The sequence below is a fragment of the Pseudomonas sp. TE3728 genome, assembly GCF_056279145.1.
Genome location: NZ_JBWBQT010000001.1, coordinates 5,209,316 through 5,233,214, shown reverse-complemented (window position 1 = coordinate 5,233,214; position 23,899 = coordinate 5,209,316). Strand labels below are relative to the sequence as shown.

Below are 23,899 nucleotides of genomic sequence, written 5' to 3'. Positions count from 1 at the left end.
CTCCCTCCACTTAAATCGAATACTTCTGCAAGTTCTCCATCATTTCCTTCAGCGCCTCAATAGTGTCCTTCGGATGCGCGGCCCCCTCAAAATCACAAATCTGCTGCCAATGCGCCGCCACATCTTCCGGAGAGAAACCAACCCGCGGATCAAACCCGGCGCCCAGGCTGCGCTCCCAGCGCACTTTGCCCATCCAGCCGCCACCCACTTCGAATAACCCCGAAGTCTCCTGGCAATGTTCGCTGGCCAGGTACACCACCAGCGGGCTGACCAGTTCCGGTTTGAGTTGCTCGAACACGTGTGGCGGGATCAGGCCTTCGGTCATGCGAGTGCCGCCGGTCGGGGCGATGGCGTTGACCAGGATGTTGTTCTTGCGGCCTTCGATGGCCAGTGTTCGGGTCAGGCCATAGAGGCCGAGTTTGGCCATGCCATAGTTGGACTGACCGAAGTTGCCGTAGATACCCGAGGTCGAGGCAGTGAAGATCACGCGGCCATAGTTTTGCTCACGCATGTGCGGCCAGGCGGCGCGAGTGACCTTGTAGGCGCCTTCGACGTGGACGCGGTAAACCAGGTCCCAGTCGCTGTCGTCCATTTTGTGAAAGGTCTTGTCTCGCAGGATGCCGGCGTTGTTCACCACAACATCGACACGGCCGAATGTGTCGAGGGCGTGTTGCACGATTTTGTCACCGTCGGTGACGGAATCGTGGTTGGCTTCGGCGGTGCCGCCCGCATCGCGAATTTCTGCGACCACACGATCGGCAGCCGATGCATTGGCGCCTTCGCCTTGCGCCGAACCGCCGAGATCATTGACCAGCACTTTGGCGCCCTGCTTTGCGAACAACAGCGCGTGCGCCCGCCCCAAACCGCCGCCCGCACCGGTGACGATCACCACTTTATCTTCGAAGCGCACAGACTCATTCATGGGGAACTCCAGCAGGCCAAGGGACAATGAGTGCGAGTGTCAGCCACGAGGCTGCCGGTCACAATGAACACGGGGGCGGCTGAATGGTGCGCAATAAGGCAGCGGGATAGTCAGGAACACGCCACTTTACGCGGCGGTGAAACCAGCCGATCGCGAAACTCCAGATAGTGCTTGAGCACCTGCGCCGGGGCTTCGATCTGCGGGTAATGGCCGATTTCAGGTAGCAGAATGGTGTCCGGGTCGGGAATCAATTGCCGATAGCGCACCACCATGTGCCCGCCGGAAACCGGATCGACCTCGCCATCGATGACCCGCAACGGCACCTCGCCACGCTGCATGGCACTGACCCAACGCTCACGCTGGACACGGCGCTGCGGGATATAACTGATCAATTTGTGCATGATCCGTTGCCCGCGATTGCTGTCGACCAGGCTCCAGAAGTCATCCAGTTCACTTTCCGTGGGCCGGGTCTGCGGACCGAATACCTGCTGGAAACTCTTCACCAACGCGTCTCGGGTAAAGGCTCGCCCGATCATCCAGCCCAAAGGGCTGAGCAGGAGTTTTTGCATCAACACCGGGTGATGGGTTTCGGGAAACAGCCCGCCATTGAGAAACACGCAACTGGCGATATCAGCGCGCGTTTCATAGTGCCGGGCCAACAGCTCCTGGGCCACGCTGTCGCCATAATCGTGTGCCAAAATGTGAACGGGCTGGTCAACGTTGAGATGTTCCAGTAAGGCCTGTTGCAAATCGGCCTGTGCCAGCAGGCTATAGTCGTCGTTCACCGGTTTGGCCGAATCGCCGAAACCGAGCATGTCGCAGGCAATCACCCGATAGCGCTGCGCCAGTGGCTGCCACAGGTAATGCCAGTCCCAGCTGGCGGTCGGGAAGCCATGGATCAACAACAGCGGTTCGCCTTGCCCCGCGGCCCAATAGCGCAGGGGCTGACCGCGGAATACGAACGTCTGGCCGCATTTGCGCCAGACACATAAAGGAATCTCGGCGAGGGCCATTTAGAGTTTATAACCGGGGTCTTGTTTATCGAGTTTGCGCAGCAGCGCCGGCCAGGCCAGCGCGCCGCCCATCCCTTGAGCACTTTTGGTGACACCGGCGATCATCGCCTTGGCACCCGCCAGAATCTGCGGTTCGATGGCGATCAGCTCCGCACCACCGTTCTGCGCCAGCACCTGAATTTCGCAGGCGCGCTGAAAGGTAAACATCATCAGGAACGTGTCGGCGATGGTGCCACCACAGGTCAGCAGACCGTGGTTGTGCAGCATCAGGAAATTGTTTTCGCCAAGATCGGCTTGCAGCCGCGCCTTCTCTTCATGGTTCAGCGCAACGCCTTCGTAGGCGTGACAGGCCAGGCTGGAAAGGACGAACAAGGACTGCTGACTGATCGGCAAGATGCCCTGCTTCTGTGCCGATACCGCCACCCCCGCCGCGGTGTGGGTGTGCAGTACACACACGACGTCATGACGGACTTCATGCACGGCGCTGTGGATGGTGTATCCCGCCGGGTTGATCTCGTAAGGGCTGCCCATCAACTTGTTGCCGGCCTGATCGACCTTGACCAGGCTCGACGCAGTCATTTCATGGAACATCAGCCCGAAGGGGTTGATCAGAAAGTCTTCAGTGCCCGGCACCTTGGCGGAAATATGCGTGAAAATCAGATCGTCCCAGCCGTGCAAGGCGACCAGACGATAACAGGCGGCCAGATCGACGCGGGTCTGCCATTCGGCGGCACTGACTTTGTCTTTGATGCTGTGTGGCGATTGGACGGGGGCTACGCTCACGGCAAGGATTCTCTTTTTTATTTTTCTGGGTTTTTATTGTTTTTTGCTGCGTTACAGCAGTCTAGTCAGCCCCCGGACTTCGTGTAGTTGCATTGGCAGCCAGCTTGATGGCCGAGCGAGTCAGTGCGCGGGTGAGTCTGGATCCATTGTCAGAGCACCCGCGAACTTGTGGGAGCGAGCCTGCTCGCGATGACGGCGGCAGCTTCAGCATCAATGTTGCCTGACCCGCCGCTATCGCGAGCAGGCTCGCACACGTCAGCCTCGCAGTGCGCTGACCAGTTCCGCCAGCCAAGGCTCGGCGTCGGTTTCCGGCGTCACGGTTTCGCTGGCGTCCAGGCGCAGCATCGGCAGGACTTCACGCACGCCCAGTTCACCGAACAATTCACGCATTTGTTCGCCGCCGCCACAGAACGTATCGCCATAACTGGAGTCGCCCAAACCGATCACCGCGCCCGGCAAACCACGCCAGGCCGCCGGCAACTGATCGCGGATGGCGAAATACAGCGGTTGCAGATTGTCCGGCAACTCGCCCATGCCGGTGGTCGAGGTCACCGCCAAAAACGCTTCGGGGCCAAAAGCTTGAATATCGGCGAGGGTCGCACGCGGGTTGTGCAATGTTTCAAAACCAGCGGCGTTCAAAATGCGTGCAGCGTGACGGGCGACTTCTTCAGCCGTGCCGTACACCGAGCCGGAAAGGATGGCGACTTTCATCAATCTGATCCTGAATCTAAATAAAAGTAGGAGATATTAACAGCACCGCCCTCATTGATCTTTTAGAATGCAGCGTATCAATCAATACGCAAAGGACTCTGCGATGATCAATGCCCCATTGCTGCAAATGGTGATCGACGCCTCCAACGACGGCATCGTGATTGCCGAAAAGGAAGGCGAACAGGACAACATCCTGATTTACGTAAACCCGGCATTCGAGCGCCTGACCGGTTATTCCAGCGAAGAAATCCTCTATCAGGATTGCCGTTTTTTGCAGGCAGGAGACCGGGATCAACCAGCCCTCGCCTTGATTCGGCAGGCGTTGGGCAGTGGCGGCTCTTGCCGGGAAATCCTCAGGAATTACCGCAAGGACGGCACCCCGTTCTGGAACGAACTGTCGCTTTCCACGGTAAAAAACCCGGACGACGGGCAAACCTATTTTGTCGGGGTGCAGAAAGACGTCACGGTTCAGGTCAAGGCGCAGCAGCGAGTCGCGCAGCTGGAAGCGCAATTGGCCGAGGCACAGGCAGAAATTGCCGCACTCAAAACGACGAACGGCTCAAACCAATCTGCGAATTAGTGGTCATTTACTACAATCACCGATGACTTTGTAATTATTTCTTTCGAGCAAACCATGCAGCGCGACGCACTCCTGACGCAGGATGAACTGGATTTTATCCAGAACATGCAACACAACCCGCAACTCAATGTGCGGGATGCGACGTCGAGTCTGCTCGTCAACGGTGGCTCGCAGATTCGTGACTTGCTCACACGCCTGGCTGCTCATGAGCAAGTCACCATCCAGGCCAATTTCGAAAATCAGCAAATGACCTTCCCGCTGCACTTGGTGGAAGATGAATTTCACGCCATGCATCTACGCCTCGGCGTCCCCAGCATCTATGAAGACGGGCCGATGATTCGGCCATGGCGCCTGGTGCTCGAAGAGCCCGTGGCACTGGAAAATGCCAAGGGCCAACCCGGCACAATGTGGGTGCACGAAATATCGTTCAAAGGGGTTTTGCTGGAGGTTCGCAACAAGACCAAGGCGCCAAAGCATTTCGCGTTGTGGTTCAGCCCGTCAGGTTACGAGCGGATTGCATTGCGCGGCACCTTCGAGCGTGAAACCGAGCAGGGTTTCTACGCCTACGAATTGAGCCAGAGTGACAAGGACGAAACCGAACGTCTGCGTCAGTACATTCTTCAGCAACATCGCCTGACCCATCCCGCCCTGCATATCTGATCTTCTGTCTATCTACGCTCAGGTATCCAGATTTCCCGCCAGGAACTGCTTCAGACGCTGGCGCATTAGCACTCCCTCGTCTCCCAGACAACCGATCGACGATCCAGCCAGGCTTTCCTGCGCCAGGTCCGATGCCTCTCCGGCCAGCAATACCTGACAATCCAGGCTCATGGCCAAGCGCTTCAAACGTCTAGGCAGTTCACCCGCCGGCGCGTGGTTGGAAACCAGTATCAGTGCCTTGGGCCTGATCTTCTCGCAAACCAGAACCAACTCTTCGAAGGGCTGACCGATCGCCAATAACTGAATAGCCGAATCGACGCTGCTCAGATACAGCGCCGTGACCAACACGTCGAGTTCGCGGCATTGATCGGCCAATGCGCAGACAATCAATCGTCGCGGTTGCATGACTCGCACCAGCAACAGGCGTTGCAACACTCGAGATCGTAGAAAACCATCCAGAAAAAGCCACTCGCTAATCTGACCGAACGCTTCATGGCGTTGTAGCAATAGCTTCCAGATCGGAATCAGAATGTCCTGAAACACCACCGTCAGCGGGTAACTGGAAAAAATCTGACCGTAGACGTGCTCCAGTTGAACTTCGTCAAAAGCACTCACCGCCGCCTTGACCTGCTGCTGCCATTGGTCATAGTTGGCTTGAACGAGTTCGTTGGGAATGATCTGCGCCAGTACTTTGAGCGGTTCGGTCTTGGCCAGTATCTTGCCGACCTTGCTGACTGTGACGCCGCGTTCCATCCAGCCAAGGATGCTGCGAACACGCTCGATATCAGTCATCGAATACAAACGGTGCCCGCTTTCGGTGCGCGAGGGTTGTATCAAACCGTACCGCCGCTCCCATGCACGTAGCGTGACGGGGTTGACCCCTGTCAGACGCGCGACCTCACGGATCGGAAACAGTTCTTCTCGAATCAGCGAGGTGCTGAAGGGCAAGCCAGGTGCAAGGTCGGTCAGCACAGGCATTTTGTAATCTACGTCCATGTATAAAGTTGGATCCATTCTAACGCCACTGCCCCATTAGTAATCAACACGCCGTTGAACTAATTGGCACAGACGTCCAAGAAATAATCAGGAATAATCCTTGCTTGTCTTGAGACGCAGCCCACCACCCCGGCGCTGTGTCTGGCGAAGCTCTTATCCGGAGCGACGCGTTTTCCCTACGGAGATACAAAATGTCTACCTCACCCGTCACCCTGATGGTTGCGCGCCGCGTCGCCGATGGGCGTTACCAGGACCTGATGGCCTGGTTGCGCGAAGGCGAACAACTGGCCACCGATTTCCCCGGTTACCTGGGCTCTGGCGTACTGGCTCCGCCGCCCAATGATGACGAGTTCCAGATTATCTTCCGCTTCGCCGACGAGCAGACCATGCACGCTTGGGAGCATTCCGCCTCGCGCACTGCCTGGCTGGGGCGCGGCAGTGATCTGTTTGCCAACCCTTCGGAACATCGGGTCCGTGGCATCGATGGCTGGTTCGGTGCGGTCGGCCAGCGTCCGCCACGCTGGAAACAGGCCGTGGCCATCTGGCTGGCGTTCTTTCCGGTGTCCCTGTTGTTCAACTTTGTATTGGGGTCGCTGCTGGCTGAAACGGGTTTGCTGACCCGCGTGTTTGTCAGCACCCTGTGCCTGACGCCATTGATGGTGTATTTCTTCATTCCGCTGTCGACGCGTCTGCTGGCCGGGTGGCTGCATACCCCATCTGCACGTCCGTTGCCCGCCGAACCCACCCCCCAAAATCAATAACCCCTTTGTAGGAGCAAGGCTTGCCCGCGAAGGAGACGACTCGGTCTATCTGTCAAACCGTGTCATCGTTCTTCGCGGGCAAGCCTCGCTCCTACAAAAGCAAGGCCATCGCAGGACGTAGGTGAACAACTCCCGTCGCTGGTATAGTTTTGCTCTTACCGCGACGCGAGCCGTTCATGACCTCTACCGCAGCCCCAATCCTCATCACCGGTGCCGGCCAGCGTGTCGGCCTGCACTGTGCGCAGCGTTTGCTCGAAGACGGCCATCCGGTCATTTTCAGCTATCGCAGCGAACGCCCTGGTGTGCAAACCCTGCGTGATCTGGGGGCGACCGCGGTGTTTGCGGACTTTTCCAGCGAGGCCGGCATCCTTGCGTTCATCGGCGAACTGAAAAACCACACCGACAGTTTGCGGGCGGTTGTCCATAACGCTTCCGAATGGCTGGCCGAAACCCCGGGCACCGAAGCCGCGGCTTTCACCCGCATGTTCAGCGTGCACATGCTGGCGCCCTACCTGATCAACCTGCACTGTGCCGACCTGCTACGGCGTTCAAGTCCCGCCGACATCGTGCATATCAGCGATGATGTGACCCGCAGGGGCAGCAGCAAGCATATCGGCTACTGCGCCAGCAAAGCCGGGCTCGACAGCCTGACCCTGTCCTTTGCCGCGAAATACGCGCCGGGAATCAAGGTCAACGGTATCGCGCCAGCCCTGCTACTGTTCAATCCCGACGACGACGCGGCGTACCGCGCCAGGGTTCTGGCCAAATCGGCACTGGGCATCGAGCCCGGCAGCGAAGTGATCTACCAGAGCCTGCGTTATTTGCTCGACAACCCTTATGTCACCGGCACGACCCTGACCGTCAACGGCGGACGGCACGTCAAATAAGCCGCTCCCGCGAGGATGTCCCATGACGTTATTCCCGCCACACAACTCCTTGTCCCAGAGCTATCGCGAGATCCTGATCGGCCTCGGTGAAAACCCCGACCGCGAAGGGCTGCAAGACACCCCGGTGCGCGCCGCCAAGGCGATGCAATACCTGTGTCATGGTTACGAGCAAAGTGTCGACGAGATCGTCAACGGCGCGCTGTTTGCCTCAGACAACGATGAAATGATCATCGTCGACAACATCGAGCTGTACTCGCTCTGCGAACATCACATGCTGCCCTTCATCGGCAAGGCTCATGTGGCTTATATTCCAACGGGCAAGGTGCTGGGCCTGTCGAAGATTGCGCGGCTTGTGGATATGTTCGCCCGCCGACTGCAAATCCAGGAAAACCTCACCCGGCAAATCGCCGACGCCGTGCAGCAAGTGACCGACGCCGCCGGTGTCGCGGTGGTCATCGAAGCGCAGCACATGTGCATGATGATGCGCGGCGTCGAAAAACAGAATTCGACCATGAACACCTCGGTGATGCTCGGCGCCTTCCGCGAGTCGAGTAATACCCGCCAGGAGTTCCTGCAATTGATTGGACGGAGCAAGTAGCAATGCCACAACTTCAACCAGGAATGGCACGCATCCGGGTCAAGGACCTGTGTTTGCGAACTTTCATCGGGATCAACGAGGACGAAATCCTCAACAAGCAGGATGTGCTGATCAACCTGACCATCCTGTACGCCGCTCAGGATGCAGTGCGTGACAACGATATCGATCACGCGTTGAATTACCGCACCATCACCAAGGCGATCATCGCCCACGTGGAGGGCAATCGCTTTGCCCTGCTCGAACGCCTGACCCAGGAATTGCTGGACCTGATCATGGTCAACGAGTCAGTGCTGTACGCCGAAGTCGAAGTCGACAAGCCCCATGCCCTGCGCTTTGCCGAGTCGGTATCGATTACCCTGGCCGCGAGCCGCTGACCGCGTCTGGCGCATCGGTCGCCAGGCTTTTATCATCCGCGCCACGATTTGATTGCACAGAGCCCATCATGAACGATCAACAACGCCTGGAACTTGAAGCCGCCGCCTTTCGCCGGCTGGTTGCCCACCTGGACAGCCGCAAGGACGTGCAGAACATCGACCTGATGAACCTCTCGGGTTTCTGCCGCAACTGCCTGTCCAAGTGGTACAAGGCCGCTGCCGACGAACGCCAGATCGACGTCAGCCTCGACGAAGCCCGCGAAGTGGTTTACGGCATGCCGTACGCCGAGTGGAAAGCCCAATACCAGAAAGAAGCCAGCGCCGACCAGCAAGCGGCGTTCGCCAAAGGAAAACCCAATGAGTGATCTGAACACCCTGCGCGCCAGCCTCAAGAGCGGCGAACACGCTTTCGCCGATACCTTGGCATTCATCGCAGCCGGTTACGACTATCAGCCCCAGTCGTTCAATAACGGTGGTGTGGAAAACGCCGCCGGGCAGAACGAAGGTTCGTGCAAGACCCTGGGCCTGGCATTGCTGGAAGGCTTGAGTGATGAAGAAGCGCTGTTAGCGTTTGGCGAGCATTACCGTTCGGTGGTGGCCACGCCTGAAGGCAGCGACCATGGCAATATCCGCGCGCTGATCGCCCATGGTTTGGCCGGTGTGAAGCTCTCGCAGCAGCCGCTGACTCGTCGCTGATTAGCGAAGATCAAAATCAAAAGATCGCAGCCTGCGGCAGCTCCTACAGAATTTGTGTCCGCCCGATATTTCATGGGTGTACGCGATTCCAACGTAGGAGCTGCCGAAGGCTGCGATCTTTTGATCTTTTGATCTTTTGATCTTTTGCCATTCATCTCTTACCGCACATCCCGACTTTTAATATTGACCCGGCAACTTTATTTCGTTTGCCGGGCACCTCTGCTCGCGGCTTAGATAAAAAGAAGCATCCCTTCTTCTGAGTCCGGTATCCATGAGCAGCGAAAACATCAGTCAGTCAATCAACATCGTTCATCCCGTCACGCTCAGCCACGGCAAAAACGCCGAGGTCTGGGGCACCGATGGCAAACGCTACATCGATTTCGTCGGTGGTATCGGCGTGCTGAACCTCGGCCATTGCCATCCACGCATCGTCGAGGCCATTCGCGAGCAAGCCACCCGGCTGACCCACTACGCGTTCAACGCCGCCCCGCATGCGCCTTACCTCGAACTGATGGATCGCCTGACGGCGTTTATCCCGGTGGATTACCCGGTCAGCGGCATGCTCACCAACAGCGGTGCGGAAGCGGCGGAAAACGCCCTGAAGATCGTCCGTGGCGCCACCGGCCGCACGGCAGTCATCGCCTTCGACGGCGCCTTCCACGGTCGCACACTCGCCACCCTCAACCTCAACGGCAAAGTCGCGCCCTACAAGCAGAAAGTCGGTGTGCTACCGGGGCCGGTGTTTCACCTGCCCTTCCCCAGCAAAGACAATGACGTGACCTGCGCCGAGGCCCTGAAGGCGATGGAGCGGCTGTTCAGCGTCGAAATCGACGTTGATGACGTGGCCTGTTTTATCGTCGAACCGGTGCAGGGTGAAGCGGGCTTCCTGGCGATGGACGTGGAATTCGCCCAGGCGCTGCGACGTTTCTGTGATGACAAAGGCATCCTGTTGATCGCCGATGAAATCCAGTCCGGCTTCGGCCGTACCGGCCAGCGGTTTGCGTTCTCGCGACTGGGCATTGAGCCGGACCTGATCCTGCTGGGCAAAAGCATTGCCGGCGGCGTGCCGCTGGGTGCGGTTGTCGGGCGCAAGTCGCTACTCGATAACTTGCCCAAGGGCGGATTGGGCGGCACCTATTCGGGTAATCCCATCGCCTGTGCCGCCGCGTTGGCGACCCTGGAAGAAATGAGCGATGCGCATCTGCACGCCTGGGGCATGCAACAGGAAGAGGCGATTGTCAGCCGCTACGAATCCTGGCGAGCCCGCGAACTGTCACCGTATCTGGGCCGTTTGACCGGCGTCGGTGCCATGCGCGGCATCGAGCTGATCAATGCCGATGGCACACCGGCCTCGGCGCAGTTGACGCAGCTGCTGGCCCTTGCCCGAGACGCGGGCTTGCTGCTGATGCCCAGCGGCAAATCGCGGCACATCATTCGGCTGCTCGCGCCTTTAACTACAGAGGCGGCAGTGCTGGAGGAAGGGATGGATATTCTTGAGGCGTGCCTCGCGAAATTGTCCTGATCCCAAAGTCCACACAGTCCCATGTGGGAGCGAGCTTGCTCGCGATAGCGATTTACCATTCAATCTTGATGTCGACTGATACACCGCTATCGCGAGCAGGCTCGCTCCCACAGGTACTTTGATCGGCAATAAATCGCACGCACAAAAAACCGGCCGAAGCCGGTTTTTTGCTTTCTACAGAATCAGAATCAAGCGTTCTGCAGATCGTCGAGGTAGCGCTCGGCATCCAGTGCCGCCATGCAACCGGCGCCGGCCGAAGTGATGGCCTGACGGTAAACGTGGTCAGCCACGTCACCGGCAGCGAAGATGCCTTCGAGGTTGGTCGCAGTGGCGTTGCCGTCACGGCCGCCCTGCACAACCAGGTAGCCGTCTTTCAACGTCAGCTGACCTTCGAACAATGAAGTGTTCGGGGTGTGCCCGATGGCGATGAACACGCCGTCGACTTTCAGCTCGTCGAAGCTGCCATCGTTGTTCTGCAGGCGAGCACCGGTCACGCCCATGTTGTCGCCCAGCACTTCGTCCAGGGTCGAGTTCAGCTTCAGGATGATCTTGCCTTCGGCAACCCGGGCATTGAGCTTGTCGATCAGGATCTTCTCGGCGCGGAACGTTTCGCGACGGTGGATCAAGGTTACGGTGCTGGCGATGTTGGCCAGGTACAGGGCTTCTTCCACAGCCGTATTACCGCCACCGACCACAGCCACGGGCTTGTTGCGATAGAAGAAACCGTCGCATGTCGCACAGGCCGAAACGCCTTTGCCCATGAACGTTTCTTCCGACGGCAGGCCCAGGTAGCGGGCGCTGGCGCCGGTGGCGATGATGAGTGCGTCGCAGGTGTAAGTCGCGCTGTCGCCAATCAGGGTGTACGGCTTGGCGGCGAAGTCCACGGCATTGATGTGATCGAACACAATCTCGGTTTCAAAGCGCTCGGCGTGCTCTTTCATCCGTTCCATCAGCGCCGGGCCGGTCAGGCCGTGGACGTCGCCCGGCCAGTTGTCGACTTCGGTGGTGGTGGTCAATTGACCGCCAGCCTGCATGCCAGTGATCAGCAGTGGCTTGAGGTTGGCACGGGCTGCGTAGACCGCAGCGCTGTAACCGGCAGGGCCGGAACCGAGAATAATCACTCGCGAATGACGAACTTCAGACATGACCTGCTCCTGTTGACCGGGCCCGAAACACTGGGCGCGGAACGCCGGATTGCCGGCGGGAATAAAAAAGGACCGTTGAAAGCACTTGGGGAAGGCTTGGGCTCGACAGTCCTGTAAAAGAATGGGTGCAGCGTATCGAGGGGGCGAAGATTAAGGAAATACGGTTTAACAATCCAGCTCATAGGCGGTCTCTATCCCATCGAGGTGAATATATAGACGCCTTTGTTACAGTTAATGTCGATGCCGCTACCGCGCTTTCGCCTGTCAGGCAAAGCCGGTAAGGTCGGCGCGTTTACCCTTTGCTTGGAGCACGTTATGCCCGCCCCCGTTCTGTCTGGCCCGCAATACCTGCGCGAGGGCCTCAAGCTGGTCCTGAGCCCAAGCCTGCGCTTGTTCGTGTTGTTGCCGCTGGCAATCAACCTGGTGCTGTTCGTCGGATTGATCTATCTGGCTGGCCATCAGTTCAGTATGTGGGTCGATACGCTGATGCCGTCCCTGCCCGATTGGCTGAGTTTTCTGAGCTACATCCTCTGGCCGATTTTTGTCGTGTTGGTGGTGTTGATGGTGTTTTTCACCTTCACCATGCTCGCCAACATCATCGCCGCGCCGTTCAATGGCTTCCTCGCGGAGAAAGTCGAAGTGGTGGTGCGCGGCACCGACGACTTCCCGGCCTTCAGCTGGGGCGAACTGATCGCCATGATCCCGCGCACCCTGTCCCGGGAAATGCGCAAACTCGGCTACTTCCTGCCCAGGGCCATCGGGCTGTTCATCCTGTCGTTGATCCCGGTGGTCAACATCATCGCCGCGCCGCTGTGGCTGCTGTTCGGGGTGTGGATGATGGCGATCCAGTACATCGATTACCCGGCGGATAACCACAAACTGGGCTGGAACGAAATGCTCGCCTGGCTGCGGCAGAAACGCTGGCAGAGCCTCGGTTTCGGCGGGAGCGTGTATCTGGTGTTGCTGATTCCGGTGGTCAACATTCTGATGATGCCGGCGGCCGTGGCCGGTGCGACGCTGTTCTGGGTACGTGAGCGTGGCGCGGAAAATCTGGTGGCAGAACGCCGCTGATCGCGTCACAAATCCATCACTCAACCGTCACAATGACGACATGGCCTCAGCCGACACTGAGGTCATGACGACAACTCTGCATATCACCCTGATCACCGAAACCTACCCTCCGGAAATCAACGGCGTGGCCAATACCCTTGGCCGCTTGTTCGACGGTTTGCGCGCGCGCGGGCATCAGGTCGAGTTGGTGCGGCCACGGCAGGGTGGCGACCCACTTATCGGAAGCAACGATGAGTTGCTGTTGTGTCGAGGCTGGCCGCTGCCGGGGTATCCCGGCCTGCAGTGGGGTCAGTCGTCGATGCACAAGCTGCTGCGGCGCTGGAAACGCCATCGTCCGGACGTGTTGTACATCGCCACTGAAGGACCGCTGGGGTTATCCGCATTGCGCGCGGCACGGCGTTTGGGGATTTCGGTGGTCAGTGGCTTTCATACCAATTTTCAACAGTACTCCAGCCAATACGGCTTCGGGCTGCTGACCCGCTTGCTGACTCACTACCTGCGCTGGTTTCACAATCGCTCGACCCTGACCCTGGTGCCCAGCGCCAGCCAGCGACTGGAGCTGGAACGCCGCCGTTTCGAGCGCCTGGCGCTGCTCTCTCGAGGCGTCGACAGCCAGTTGTTTCATCCGGCCAAACGGCTGAAATCGCTGCGCGAGCAATGGGGACTGGCCGAGGAAGATATTGCCTTGATCCACGTAGGACGCCTGGCGCCAGAGAAAAATCTTGGCTTGCTCAAGCGGTGTTTCGACACGCTGAAAATGACTTATCCACAGCGAAAAATGAAATTGATTGTGGTTGGTGATGGGCCGCAACGATCGATGCTGGAGAAGGAACTACCCGAGGCGATCTTCTGCGGTTCACAACGTGGTGAAGCTTTGGCCAGTCATTATGCGTCGGGGGATGTGTTTCTGTTTCCAAGCCTGACCGAAACCTTCGGCAATGTGGTGCTTGAGGCATTAGCTTCGGGGCTGGGGGTGGTGGCGTACGATCAGGCTGCGGCGGCCCAACATATTCGCCATGGCTACAACGGCGTACTGGCCATGCCCGGGGATGAAGAGGCGTTTTGCGATGCAGCACGCTGGCTGTTGGAGGAGCGCGAAACCTTGCGCTGCGTGCGCCTTAATGCGCGCCAGCATGCGAGTCGTCAGGGTTGGGCGGCGATTATCGAGCAGTTTGAAGGACAGTTGCGGGGGGCTTGTCACGATCCTCGTGGCGAGGGGATTTGCCCCCGTTCGGCTGCGAAGCAGTCGTAAACCCAGCGCACGCCATATGCCTGATGAAACATATTTTCAGGTTTCAGGGCCGCTTCGCGGCCCAACGGGGGCAAGCCCCCTCGCCACATTAAACCAGCGTCATCAAAGCCTCACGGCTAAACGGCAGGATGTCTTCCTCACGACCGTCCCGCACTTTCTGCGCCCAGTCAGGGTCCACCAGCAATGCACGGCCCACTGCCACCAGATCGAACTCATCGTTGTTCAAGCGCTCCAGCAGTTTTTCCAGGCTGGCCGGTTGCGCGATCTTGTCGGTGTTGACCATGAATTGCAGGAACTCACCGTCCAGGCCGACGCTGCCGACGGTGATGGTTGGCTTACCGGTGAGCTTGCGAGTCCAGCCGGCCAGGTTCAGCTCGGAACCGTCGAACTCAGCCTCCCAGAAACGCCGCGTCGAACAGTGGAAAATGTCCACGCCGGCATCGGACAATGGCTTGAGGAATTCGCCCAAGGCTTCCGGGGTTTGCACCAACCGCGCGGTGTAGTCCTGCTGCTTCCACTGGGAGAAACGGAAGATGATCGGGAAACCCTCACCGACCGCGGCACGCACCGCCTGAATCAGTTCGATGGCGAAGCGCGAACGATTGGCCAGGCTGCCACCATATTCGTCAGTACGCTGATTGCTGCCTTCCCAGAAGAACTGGTCCACCAGATAACCGTGGGCACCGTGGATTTCCACGCCGTCCATGCCGATGCTCTGCGCGTCTTTGGCTGCTTGGGCGAACGCGGCAATCACGTCCTGGATATCTTCCTTGGTCATGCCGTGAACCACGACCTGACCGTCCTTCAATTTTTCTGACGGACCGTAACCCGGCACGCTGGCGTCCGGCTCGGTGCCGATGCGGCGCACGCTGCCCACATGCCACAGTTGCGGAACGATCTTGCCGCCCTCGGCATGCACCGCGTCGACGACTTTCTTCCAGCCGGCCAATGCCGCTTCACCATAGAAGTGCGGCACGTTCGGGTAGCCATTGGAGGCCTTGTGACCGACGGTGGTGCCTTCGGTGATGATCAGCCCAACCCCGGCGGCGGCGCGACGACGGTAGTACTCGATCACTTTGGAGTTGGGCACGCCGCCCGGCGAAAACGAGCGGGTCATCGGCGCCATGACGACGCGGGTCGGCAACTCGAGAGCGCCAAGGTGAAAAGGCTTGAACAGGGCTTTGACGGGCATGGGACGCTCCACGGGACATAGACTTTATGACGGCGATAATATGGAGAGTGCCAAGCCTTGAACAGCACTATTGATTTAAGTGATTAAGGATTAGAAACGAAAAGATCGCAGCCTTCGGCAGCTCCTGCAGGGGAATGCGTACACCCGTAGGAGCTGCCGAAGGCTGCGATCTTTTGATCTTTCTTTTTTAGCTCAGCGCTTTTTCGATCGCCTGGATGACAGCATGATCATCCGGCGCCGTTCGAGGCGAGAACCGCGCCAATACGCGACCGTCCTTGCCCAGCAGGAATTTCTCGAAGTTCCAGGTGATGTCGCCCGGGAATTCCGCGCCTTCGCCCGCCAGCAGGCGATACAACTGATGACGCTCATGACCGTTGACTTCCAGCTTGCTGGACAACGGAAAGGTCACGCCATAGTTGAGGCTGCAGAATGCCTGGATCTCCTGCTCGGTGCCCGGTTCCTGCCCTGCAAACTGGTTGCACGGCAAGCCCAGCACACTGAAACCCTTGTCCTTGTATTGCTGGTAGAGGTTTTCCAGCGCCGCGTACTGTGGGGTCAAACCACATTTGGAGGCGACGTTGACCACCAGCACGACACGCCCCTTGAAGGGCGCCAGAGGTAGCTCCTGACCATCCAGGGCTGTCAGTTTAAGGTCGTGAAAAGCACTCATGACGAACTCCAAATTCCCGTGTTCTTCTCGAAACAGCCACTTGGCGGTGCCATCAAGGACAGCCGCGGACTAAAAAGGCGCCCTCAGGCGCCTCTCCAGCTCTCTGAGCTTAGCGCAGAAAATCAGTGGTGATGGCCACCTTCGCCATGGACGTGACCATGAGCGATTTCTTCTTGGCTGGCGTCACGGATGTCGATGATCTTGACCTGGAAATTCAGGCGCTGACCAGCCAACGGGTGGTTGCCGTCGACAGTGACATCGTCGCCGTCCAGATCGCGAATGGTGACGATCTGCATCTGGCCGTCCGGAGCGGAAGCGTGGAACTGCATGCCCACTTCCAGCTCGTCAACGCCTTCGAACATGCTGCGGCTCAAAGTGCTGACCAGTTCGGCAGCGTATTCGCCGTAGGCATCTTCAGGTTCTACGGCGACAGTCAGTTCATCACCGACTGCTTTGCCTTCCAGTGCCTTTTCCAGGCCCGGGATGATATTACCTGCGCCTTGCAGGTAGACCAGCGGCGCGCCGCCGGCGGAGCTGTCGATGACCTCACCAGCGTCGTTGGTCAGGGTATAGTCGATGGAGACAGCCTTATTGGCGGCGATCAGCATGGGGCGAGACCTTTTGCATAAGAATATAGAAAGACCAAGTTTAGCGAAGCAATCGCCCGAAAGCGAACACAACCCGGACAGACGGGGCGCGACGCAAGCTTCGACCATCACAGGCTTTCATCAGGATGAGGATGGCCACTGGGTAGCCGAGCTTTCCTGCGGCCATACCCAACACCTGCGGCACCAGCCCCCGTGGCAATCCCGGGCCTGGGTGCTGGACCCTTCGCTGCGTAATGAAAAAATAGGCCAGCCCTTTGATTGCGGATGGTGCGCACAAGGCTCGGTTAGCGATAACCTTGACGACTGAATTTCGGTAGAACGCCAGCCATAGGCGCTCACCATTGCCATGCACCCTTAGAGAATCCGCATGCAAACTTTTTTTATCGCACCCACCGATTTTGGTGTGGGTCTGACCTCCATCAGCCTCGGGCTGGTGCGTACGCTTGAGCGGGCCGGTCTCAAAGTCGGCTTTTTCAAACCGATTGCCCAGCCGCACCCGGGCGACACGGGCCCTGAACGCTCCACCGAACTGGTGGCCCGCACCCACGGTTTGAAACCGCCTCAGCCACTGGGCCTGGCCCACGTTGAGCGAATGCTCGGCGACGGTCAGCTGGACGAACTGCTCGAAGAAATCATCACCCTTTATCAGCAAGCCGCTGTCGGCAAGGACGTGCTGATCGTCGAAGGCATGGTCCCGACCCGCAGCGCCAGTTACGCCGCGCGGGTCAACCTGCATTTGGCCAAGAGCCTGGACGCCGATGTGATTCTGGTCTCGGCACCGGAAAACGAAGTGCTGACTGAATTGTCCGGCCGGGTGGAGTTGCAGGCACAATTGTTCGGCGGGCCGAAAGACCCGAAAGTCCTGGGCGTGATCCTCAACAAGGTCAAGACCGACGAAAGCATGGAGGCCTTCGCCTCGCGCCTGAAGGAACACTCGCCGTTGCTGCGCAGTGGCGACTTCCGCCTGCTCGGCTGCATCCCGTATCAACCGGAACTGAATGCACCGCGCACCCGTGACGTGGCCGACCTGATGGGCGCTCAGGTGCTCAACGCCGGCGACTATGAAACCCGGCGCATGACCAACATCATCATCTGCGCCCGCACCGTGCGCAACACTGTGGAGCTGCTCAAACCCGGTGTGCTGGTGGTAACCCCCGGCGATCGCGACGACATCATCCTCGCCGTCAGCCTCGCGGCGATGAACGGCGTGCCTCTGGCCGGCCTGTTGCTGACCAGCGACACCCTGCCCGACCCGCGCATCATGGATTTGTGCCGTGGCGCCTTGCAGGCTGGCCTGCCGGTGTTGTCGGTCAGCACCGGCTCCTACGACACCGCCAACCAGTTAAACAGTTTGAACAAGGAAATCCCAATCGACGACCGCGAACGTGCGGAGATCATCACCGATTTCGTCGCCAGCCACCTCGACGCCAACTGGCTGCACCAGCGCTGCGGCACGCCACGGGAAATGCGCCTGTCGCCGGCGGTGTTCCGCTACCAGCTGATCCAGCGCGCCCAGGCCGCCAACAAGCGCATCGTGTTGCCCGAAGGCAGCGAGCCGTTGACCGTGCAGGCCGCCGCGATCTGCCAGGCCCGCGGCATTGCCCGTTGCGTGTTGCTGGCCAAACCGGCGGACGTCGAAGCCGTGGCCCGCGCCCAAGGCATCGAGTTGCCGCCGGGGCTGGAAATCCTCGATCCGGACCTGATTCGCGAACGCTACGTCGAGCCGATGGTCGCCCTGCGCAAAACCAAAAGCCTCAACGCGCCGATGGCCGAGCAACAACTGGAAGACACCGTGGTGATCGGTACCATGATGCTGGCGCTGGATGAAGTCGACGGGCTGGTGTCCGGGGTCATTCACTCCACCGCCAACACCATCCGCCCGGCCCTGCAACTGATCAAGACCGCGCCGGGTTGCACGCTGGTGTCTTCGGTGTTCTTCATGCTGTTTCCGGAAGAAGTGCTGGTCTACGGCGACTGCGTGATGAACCCGCACCCGAGCGCCAGCGAACTGGCCGAGATCGCGCTGCAAAGCGCCGACTCGGCAGCCGCCTTCGGCATCACCCCGCGCGTGGCGATGATCAGCTATTCCAGCGGTGAGTCGGCCAGCGGCGAAGAAGTCGAGAAGGTGCGCGAAGCGACGTTGCTCGCCCACGAACAGCAAAACTCACTGTTGATCGACGGCCCGTTGCAATACGACGCCGCCGCCAACGAAACCGTTGCCCGGCAACTGGCGCCGAACAGCCAGGTCGCCGGTCGCGCCACAGTGTTCGTGTTCCCCGACTTGAACACCGGCAACACCACCCACAAAGCCGTGCAGCGCAGCGCCGACTGCGTCAGCCTCGGGCCGATGCTGCAAGGCCTGCGCAAACCAGTGAATGACCTGCCGCGCGGCGCGCAGGTCGACGACATCGTCTACACCATCGCGTTGACCGCGATCCAAGCTGCCAACCGACCTATGGATGTTTAAATGCTGGATTTTCTACCTGCACCCGTGCGCGGCGTAATCGCCTCGCTGTTGTTGGCGCTGAACACGATTGTCTGCTGCACGCCGCTGTTCATGGTGGCGATCTTCAAACTGTTGCTGCCCTTCCCCGCCGCCCAACGTTTTACCGATTGGCTGATGAGCCATATCCACGAAGCCTGGATCAGCAACAACAAGGCCTGGATGGATCTACTCGGGCACACGCGCTGGCAGCTCAGCGGGCTGGAAGGTCTGGACTATCAGCACTCGTACCTGATCACCAGCAACCACCAGAGCTGGGTCGACATCATGGTGTTGCAGTACGTGCTCAACCGGCATATCCGCCCGCTGAAGTTCTTTCTCAAACAACAACTGATCTGGGTACCGGTGATTGGTCTGGCGTGGTGGGCGCTCGGTTTTCCGTTCATGAAGCGTTATTCCAAGGCCTATCTGGAGAAGCACCCGGAGAAGAAAGGCAAAGACCTGGAAACCACCCGCAAGACCTGCGACAAGTTCCGCGATAACCCAGTGGGGATTTTCAACTTCGTCGAAGGCACGCGCTTCACCGAGGGCAAGCACGTACAGCAGAGTTCACCGTTCCGCTACCTGCTCAAACCGAAAGCGGGTGGCATTGCCTTCGTACTGGATGCCATGGGCGACCAACTGGAAGCCATCGTCAACGTGACCATTCACTATCCGGCCGGGCGGCCGGGTTATTGGGATTTGCTCTGTGGGAACGTGAAGGATGTGGTGGTGCATTTTCAGGAGCTTAAAATTCCACCGCAGTTCGTCGGCAAGAACTACGACCAGGACGGTGTATATCGCCTGGAGTTTCAGGGTTGGATCAATCAGCTGTGGAATGACAAGGATGCGTTGCTGGGGCAGATGCACCGGGAGTATCCCGCCAAGTAACAAGGAGTCTGTACCGGCCCCATCGCGAGCAGGCTCGCTCCCACAGTTGATCTTCAGTGGACACAAAATTTGTATTTCATTGAGAACCAATGTGGGAGCGAGCCTGCTCGCGATGGCGTCCTCCCAGACACAAAAAAACCCGCAGACGATCACTCATCTGCGGGTTTTTTATTGGCAGCTAACGCTTAGATCGCGCCACGTTTACGCAGCAGATCCAGCACTTGCTTGACGCTTTCTTCCAGCGACAGCGACTGGGTGTCGATCACCAGATCGGCATTCAGCGGCACGTCGTACGGGAAGGATTCGCCCGGGATGTTATCGCCACCCGCCGCGTACAGACCTTGCGGATCACGCTCGGCACAGACCGTCGGAGAGGCCTGGACGTAGACCGTCAGCAGACGCTCCTTGCCGATCAGTTCCCTGGCCTGCTCACGACCTTCAGCACTCGGCGCAACGAAGGCTGCCAGGGTCAACAGACCGGCTTCGTTGAACTGACGCGCAACGTGCGCTGCACGACGCCAGTTTTCGGTACGCCCGGCACGATCATGTGGCAGGCCTTTATTCAGGTCATGACGCAGGTTCTGGCCATCGAGCACAAACACTGCGCGGCCCATGTCGAACAGCTTGCGTTCAACCGCGTAAGCCAGAGTGCTTTTGCCAGCGCCCGACAGGCCGCTGAACAATACGGTGGCCGGTTGCTGGCCGAAGCGCTGGGCACGTTCTTCGGTAGCCACATGCGCCAGTTTGCCGTGGTGGGTGCTGCTGCCATGGCTCAACGGCTGGGCGATGATCATGCCGGCCGCGACCGTACCGTTGGTCAGTCGATCGATGACGATAAACGAACCGGTGGTGCGGTTGCTATCGTAACCGTCCAGCGCGATGGCCGCGTCGAGGCTGATCTTGACCCGACCGATCTCGTTCAACTGCAGCGAGCTGGCGGGACCTTCGGCCAGGGTGTTCACGTCCACGCGATTGACGATGCTGGTGATCGAACCCGGCACGTAAGTCGTGGCGCGCTTGATGTCGTATTTCTTGCCCGGCAGCATCGGCTCTTCGGCCATCCACACCAGCATGGCGTCGAAGGCGTCAGTCACTTGCGGCTGGTTGTCGGCATGCACCAGCAAGTCGCCGCGGGAGATGTCGATTTCGTCTTCCATGGTCAGCGTCACGGCTTGACCCGGACCTGCATGCTCCAGTTCACCTTCGAAGGTGACAATGGATTTCACGCGGCTGCTCTTGCCCGACGGCAACACAACGACTTCGTCGCCCTTGTGCACGATGCCGCTGGCCAGGGTGCCGGCGAAACCACGGAAGTTCAGGTTCGGGCGGTTGACGTACTGCACCGGGAAACGCAGGTCGGTGTAGTTGCGGTCGCTGGCGATTTCGACGGTTTCGAGGATTTCCATCAGCGACTGGCCGGTGTACCACGGCGAGCGCTCGGACTTGTTCACCACGTTGTCGCCCTTGAGCGCGGACATCGGCACGAACGCCATGGTGGTCGGCTTGAACGCGATGCCTTCGGCGAACTTCAGGTAATCGGCCTTGATCGACTCGAATACGCTTTCGTCGAAGCCGTTGAGGTCCATCTTGTTGATGGCGACAACGATGTGCTTGATGCCCAGCAACGAGGCGATAAAGCTGTGGCGACGGGTCTGGGTCTGCACGCCGTAACGGGCGTCGACCAGGATGATCGCCAGGTCACAGGTGGAGGCACCGGTGGCCATGTTGCGGGTGTACTGCTCATGGCCGGGGGTATCGGCGATGATGAATTTGCGCTTGGCGGTGGAGAAATAGCGGTAGGCGACATCAATGGTGATGCCCTGCTCACGCTCGGCCTGCAGGCCGTCGACCAGCAATGCCAGGTCGATGTCATCGCCAGTGGTGCCGACTTTTTTCGAGTCGCGGGTAATGGCTTCCAGATGATCTTCGTAGATCATCTTGGAGTCGTGCAGCAGGCGCCCGATCAGGGTGCTCTTGCCGTCGTCGACGTTGCCACAGGTAAGAAAGCGCAGCATTTCCTTGCGTTCGTGCTGGCCCAGATAGGCGAGGATGTCCTCGCTGATCAAATCAGATGCGTGCGACATGACAACCCCTTAGAAATAACCCTGACGTTTCTTTTCTTCCATCGAACCGGCGCCATCGTGATCGATGACTCGGCCCTGGCGTTCGGAAGTTCGCGTCAGGAGCATTTCCTGAATGATGTCGGTCAGGCTGGTGGCCTCGGACTCGACCGCACCGGTCAACGGGTAGTCGCCCAGCGTACGGAAACGGACCTTCTTCTTGACGATACGCGCCTTGTCTTCGTCGCTCAGGTGATTGAGCAGGCGCTCGTCGTCGATCATGATCCAGGTGCCATTCATCTCGATAACGTCGCGCTCGGCGGCGAAATACAGCGGCACGATCGGGATATCTTCGAGGTAGATGTACTGCCAGATGTCCAGTTCGGTCCAGTTCGACAACGGGAATACGCGGATCGATTCGCCCTTGTTGACCTTGCCGTTGTAGACGTTCCACAACTCGGGACGCTGGTTTTTCGGGTCCCAGCGGTGCTTGGTGTCACGGAAGGAATACACGCGCTCTTTGGCACGGGATTTCTCTTCGTCGCGACGGGCGCCACCGAATGCGGCATCAAAGCCGTACTTGTCGAGGGCCTGCTTGAGGCCTTCGGTCTTCATGATGTCGGTGTGCTTGGCACTGCCGTGGGTGAGCGGATTGATACCCTGTGCAACACCCTCGGGATTCACATGCACCAGCAGGTCCAGACCGAGTTCTTCGACCATGCGGTCGCGGAACGCGTACATTTCCTTGAACTTCCACTGGGTGTCGACGTGCATCACCGGAAACGGAAGTTTGCCCGGGAAGAATGCCTTGCGTGCCAGGTGCAGCATCACGGCGGAGTCTTTACCGACGGAGTACAGCATCACCGGGTTATCGAACTCGGCGGCGACCTCGCGGATGATGTGGATGCTTTCGGCCTCCAGCTGTTTCAGATGCGTCAGTTTGTCGACCATGGCTACTCACGAAAACGATCTTATGGACGGCCTGCGGGCCGTGTTCGAGCGGGGAATCCTAGCACAGCGCCCCCTTCTAATCAGGACGCTGGCTAGATCGAAAGGGTATATGAATATACCCCCTCGTTTGGGCACTCCAGATTGGAAACCCACCCTGTGTAGGAGCTGCCGAAGGCTGCGATCTTTTGACCTTGATCCTTAAAATCAAAAGATCGCAGCCTTCGGCAGCTCCTACAGAGGTGACCGCATTGCAGCCCAAAATCAAATAGGGTTCGGGCAATCGATAAAGATGTGCTCGAGGGCGAAACGTCGCGCCAGGTAATCGCCCAAAGCCTGCACACCGTAACGCTCGGTGGCGTGGTGGCCGGCGGCGATGAAGCTGATGTCGTTTTCCCGGGCGCTGTGGAACGTCTGCTCCGAGGCCTCGCCGCTGAGGTACAGATCAACGCCAGCCAACACCGCCTGATCAATGTACCCTTGGCCGCCACCGGTGCACCAGCCGACCCGACGAATCATCTCGCTGCCTTCGATCAGCAATGGCTCGCGCCCCATGACTTCCTGCACGCGACGGGCGAAATCGCGAGGGGTCATCGGTTCGTTCAACGAGCCGACCAGGCCAACGATTTTCAGATTGTCCGGATTCAGCGGGCCTTCGACGGTGATGTCCAGTTGCCGGGCAAGCTGCACGTTGTTACCGACTTCCGGGTGCAGATCCAGCGGCAAGTGATAGGACAGCAAGCTGATATCGTGCTTGAGCAAGGTTTTCAACCGGCGCTGCTTCATGCCGGTGATGCACGGGTTTTCACCTTTCCAGAAATAGCCGTGATGCACCAGCACCAGATCGGCCTGGGCCTCTACCGCGGCGTCCAGCAACGCCTGGCTGGCGGTAACACCGCTGACCATGCGCATCACTTGCGGCCGGCCTTCGACCTGCAAACCATTGGGGCAGTAATCGGCGATCTTCGCACTTGCCAGGTAGCGGTCGGCTTCTTCGACCAGGGTGCTCAGGGCAACGGCCATAAAAGACTCCTAAATATCCCGTTCAGAGGCGCGCTCGGCCTCGTATAATGCGCG

The 23,899-nt window shown here is 59.0% G+C and carries 26 protein-coding genes; 14 read left to right on the top strand and 12 right to left on the bottom strand.

Annotated features, from left to right (window positions below; all coding sequences use genetic code 11):
- Window positions 1-10: 10 nt before the first annotated feature.
- The 4 genes from ACZ89R_RS22895 to ACZ89R_RS22880 all read right to left on the bottom strand — a co-directional run bounded on the left by ACZ89R_RS22895 (window position 11) and on the right by ACZ89R_RS22880 (window position 3,429).
- Window positions 11-922, bottom strand: a complete 912-nt coding sequence (locus ACZ89R_RS22895; protein WP_429544499.1) for an SDR family oxidoreductase — start codon at window positions 920-922, stop codon at window positions 11-13.
- A 110-nt stretch (window positions 923-1,032) separates the two neighbouring features.
- Window positions 1,033-1,935, bottom strand: a complete 903-nt coding sequence (locus tag ACZ89R_RS22890) for an alpha/beta fold hydrolase (RefSeq protein ID WP_429544500.1) — start codon at window positions 1,933-1,935, stop codon at window positions 1,033-1,035.
- Window positions 1,936-2,718 carry a class II aldolase/adducin family protein gene (locus tag ACZ89R_RS22885; RefSeq protein WP_429544501.1) on the bottom strand — a complete coding sequence of 261 codons (783 nt, stop codon included), beginning with the start codon at window positions 2,716-2,718 and terminating at the stop codon, window positions 1,936-1,938. It abuts the gene before it with no gap.
- A 255-nt stretch (window positions 2,719-2,973) separates the two neighbouring features.
- Window positions 2,974-3,429: a flavodoxin gene (locus tag ACZ89R_RS22880; protein ID WP_429544502.1), complete on the bottom strand. Its 456-nt coding sequence runs from the start codon at window positions 3,427-3,429 to the stop codon at window positions 2,974-2,976.
- Window positions 3,430-3,532: 103 nt separating this feature from the next.
- Between ACZ89R_RS22880 and ACZ89R_RS22875 the strand changes: the two genes are divergently transcribed.
- A complete protein-coding gene (locus ACZ89R_RS22875) occupies window positions 3,533-4,009 on the top strand; it encodes a PAS domain-containing protein (RefSeq protein WP_429544503.1) in 477 nt (158 codons plus the stop codon).
- A gap of 54 nt (window positions 4,010-4,063) precedes the next feature.
- Window positions 4,064-4,669 carry a hypothetical protein gene (locus ACZ89R_RS22870; protein WP_007901651.1) on the top strand — a complete coding sequence of 202 codons (606 nt, stop codon included), beginning with the start codon at window positions 4,064-4,066 and terminating at the stop codon, window positions 4,667-4,669.
- An 18-nt stretch (window positions 4,670-4,687) separates the two neighbouring features.
- On the opposite strand, the gene ACZ89R_RS22865 is transcribed toward ACZ89R_RS22870, so the two are convergent.
- Window positions 4,688-5,647, bottom strand: a complete 960-nt coding sequence (locus ACZ89R_RS22865; protein ID WP_476241499.1) for a MerR family transcriptional regulator — start codon at window positions 5,645-5,647, stop codon at window positions 4,688-4,690.
- 209 nt (window positions 5,648-5,856) lie between these two features.
- Between ACZ89R_RS22865 and ACZ89R_RS22860 the strand changes: the two genes are divergently transcribed.
- The 7 genes from ACZ89R_RS22860 (at window position 5,857) to ACZ89R_RS22830 (ending at window position 10,503) form a co-directional block, all read left to right on the top strand.
- The gene (locus tag ACZ89R_RS22860; RefSeq protein WP_429544505.1) at window positions 5,857-6,426 is read left to right on the top strand and encodes an antibiotic biosynthesis monooxygenase; all 570 of its coding nucleotides are present in this window, start codon (window positions 5,857-5,859) and stop codon (window positions 6,424-6,426) included.
- 176 nt (window positions 6,427-6,602) lie between these two features.
- Entirely contained in the window at window positions 6,603-7,313 is a 711-nt protein-coding gene (gene folM / locus ACZ89R_RS22855; protein ID WP_429542529.1) for a dihydromonapterin reductase, read from the top strand.
- Window positions 7,314-7,335: 22 nt separating this feature from the next.
- On the top strand, window positions 7,336-7,911 hold the full coding sequence (folE, locus tag ACZ89R_RS22850) for a GTP cyclohydrolase I FolE (RefSeq protein WP_123501388.1): 576 nt from the start codon (window positions 7,336-7,338) through the stop codon (window positions 7,909-7,911).
- A gap of 2 nt (window positions 7,912-7,913) precedes the next feature.
- Window positions 7,914-8,285 carry a dihydroneopterin triphosphate 2'-epimerase gene (gene folX, locus ACZ89R_RS22845; RefSeq protein WP_007901645.1) on the top strand — a complete coding sequence of 124 codons (372 nt, stop codon included), beginning with the start codon at window positions 7,914-7,916 and terminating at the stop codon, window positions 8,283-8,285.
- Between the two features lie 68 nt (window positions 8,286-8,353).
- The gene (locus ACZ89R_RS22840) at window positions 8,354-8,650 is read left to right on the top strand and encodes a DUF1244 domain-containing protein (RefSeq protein WP_018927179.1); all 297 of its coding nucleotides are present in this window, start codon (window positions 8,354-8,356) and stop codon (window positions 8,648-8,650) included.
- On the top strand, window positions 8,643-8,981 hold the full coding sequence (locus ACZ89R_RS22835; RefSeq protein WP_429544506.1) for a HopJ type III effector protein: 339 nt from the start codon (window positions 8,643-8,645) through the stop codon (window positions 8,979-8,981). Before ACZ89R_RS22840 ends, ACZ89R_RS22835 begins: the two co-directional genes overlap by 8 nt.
- Before the next feature lie 271 nt (window positions 8,982-9,252).
- Window positions 9,253-10,503, top strand: a complete 1,251-nt coding sequence (locus tag ACZ89R_RS22830) for a 2-aminoadipate transaminase (protein ID WP_429544507.1) — start codon at window positions 9,253-9,255, stop codon at window positions 10,501-10,503.
- Between the two features lie 188 nt (window positions 10,504-10,691).
- Here the strand turns inward: ACZ89R_RS22830 and trxB are convergent, their stop codons facing one another.
- Window positions 10,692-11,648: a thioredoxin-disulfide reductase gene (trxB, locus tag ACZ89R_RS22825; RefSeq protein WP_429544508.1), complete on the bottom strand. Its 957-nt coding sequence runs from the start codon at window positions 11,646-11,648 to the stop codon at window positions 10,692-10,694.
- 315 nt (window positions 11,649-11,963) lie between these two features.
- Between trxB and cysZ the strand changes: the two genes are divergently transcribed.
- Window positions 11,964-12,719, top strand: coding sequence for a sulfate transporter CysZ (cysZ, locus tag ACZ89R_RS22820; RefSeq protein ID WP_008070554.1), 756 nt, complete (start codon window positions 11,964-11,966; stop codon window positions 12,717-12,719).
- A 40-nt stretch (window positions 12,720-12,759) separates the two neighbouring features.
- Window positions 12,760-13,971: a glycosyltransferase family 4 protein gene (locus ACZ89R_RS22815; RefSeq protein ID WP_429544509.1), complete on the top strand. Its 1,212-nt coding sequence runs from the start codon at window positions 12,760-12,762 to the stop codon at window positions 13,969-13,971.
- Window positions 13,972-14,059: 88 nt separating this feature from the next.
- On the opposite strand, the gene ACZ89R_RS22810 is transcribed toward ACZ89R_RS22815, so the two are convergent.
- The 3 genes from ACZ89R_RS22810 to ACZ89R_RS22800 all read right to left on the bottom strand — a co-directional run bounded on the left by ACZ89R_RS22810 (window position 14,060) and on the right by ACZ89R_RS22800 (window position 16,441).
- Window positions 14,060-15,163 carry an NADH:flavin oxidoreductase gene (locus tag ACZ89R_RS22810; RefSeq protein ID WP_429544510.1) on the bottom strand — a complete coding sequence of 368 codons (1,104 nt, stop codon included), beginning with the start codon at window positions 15,161-15,163 and terminating at the stop codon, window positions 14,060-14,062.
- A gap of 187 nt (window positions 15,164-15,350) precedes the next feature.
- Window positions 15,351-15,833 (bottom strand): glutathione peroxidase, encoded by a 483-nt coding sequence (locus ACZ89R_RS22805; RefSeq protein WP_052965554.1) that lies wholly within the window; start codon window positions 15,831-15,833, stop codon window positions 15,351-15,353.
- 122 nt (window positions 15,834-15,955) lie between these two features.
- A complete protein-coding gene (locus ACZ89R_RS22800) occupies window positions 15,956-16,441 on the bottom strand; it encodes an FKBP-type peptidyl-prolyl cis-trans isomerase (RefSeq protein WP_007901600.1) in 486 nt (161 codons plus the stop codon).
- On the opposite strand from ACZ89R_RS22800, the gene ACZ89R_RS22795 reads away from it, so the two are divergent.
- The 3 genes from ACZ89R_RS22795 to ACZ89R_RS22785 are packed head-to-tail and all read left to right on the top strand — an operon-like array spanning window position 16,410 to window position 19,814.
- Complete coding sequence (locus tag ACZ89R_RS22795) at window positions 16,410-16,748, top strand: DUF3565 domain-containing protein (protein WP_217857655.1); 339 nt, start codon at window positions 16,410-16,412, stop codon at window positions 16,746-16,748. The two genes, ACZ89R_RS22800 and ACZ89R_RS22795, sit on opposite strands and share 32 nt — an antisense overlap.
- Before the next feature lie 60 nt (window positions 16,749-16,808).
- A complete protein-coding gene (gene pta / locus ACZ89R_RS22790) occupies window positions 16,809-18,908 on the top strand; it encodes a phosphate acetyltransferase (protein WP_429544511.1) in 2,100 nt (699 codons plus the stop codon).
- Window positions 18,909-19,814 (top strand): acyltransferase, encoded by a 906-nt coding sequence (locus ACZ89R_RS22785; RefSeq protein WP_429544512.1) that lies wholly within the window; start codon window positions 18,909-18,911, stop codon window positions 19,812-19,814. It abuts the gene before it with no gap.
- A 185-nt stretch (window positions 19,815-19,999) separates the two neighbouring features.
- On the opposite strand, the gene cysN is transcribed toward ACZ89R_RS22785, so the two are convergent.
- The 3 genes from cysN to ACZ89R_RS22770 all read right to left on the bottom strand — a co-directional run bounded on the left by cysN (window position 20,000) and on the right by ACZ89R_RS22770 (window position 23,845).
- The gene (cysN, locus tag ACZ89R_RS22780; protein ID WP_429544513.1) at window positions 20,000-21,898 is read right to left on the bottom strand and encodes a sulfate adenylyltransferase subunit CysN; all 1,899 of its coding nucleotides are present in this window, start codon (window positions 21,896-21,898) and stop codon (window positions 20,000-20,002) included.
- 9 nt (window positions 21,899-21,907) lie between these two features.
- Window positions 21,908-22,825 carry a sulfate adenylyltransferase subunit CysD gene (gene cysD, locus ACZ89R_RS22775; RefSeq protein ID WP_429544514.1) on the bottom strand — a complete coding sequence of 306 codons (918 nt, stop codon included), beginning with the start codon at window positions 22,823-22,825 and terminating at the stop codon, window positions 21,908-21,910.
- Window positions 22,826-23,086: 261 nt separating this feature from the next.
- Window positions 23,087-23,845: a Nif3-like dinuclear metal center hexameric protein gene (locus ACZ89R_RS22770; protein ID WP_429544515.1), complete on the bottom strand. Its 759-nt coding sequence runs from the start codon at window positions 23,843-23,845 to the stop codon at window positions 23,087-23,089.
- Window positions 23,846-23,899: the final 54 nt, after the last annotated feature.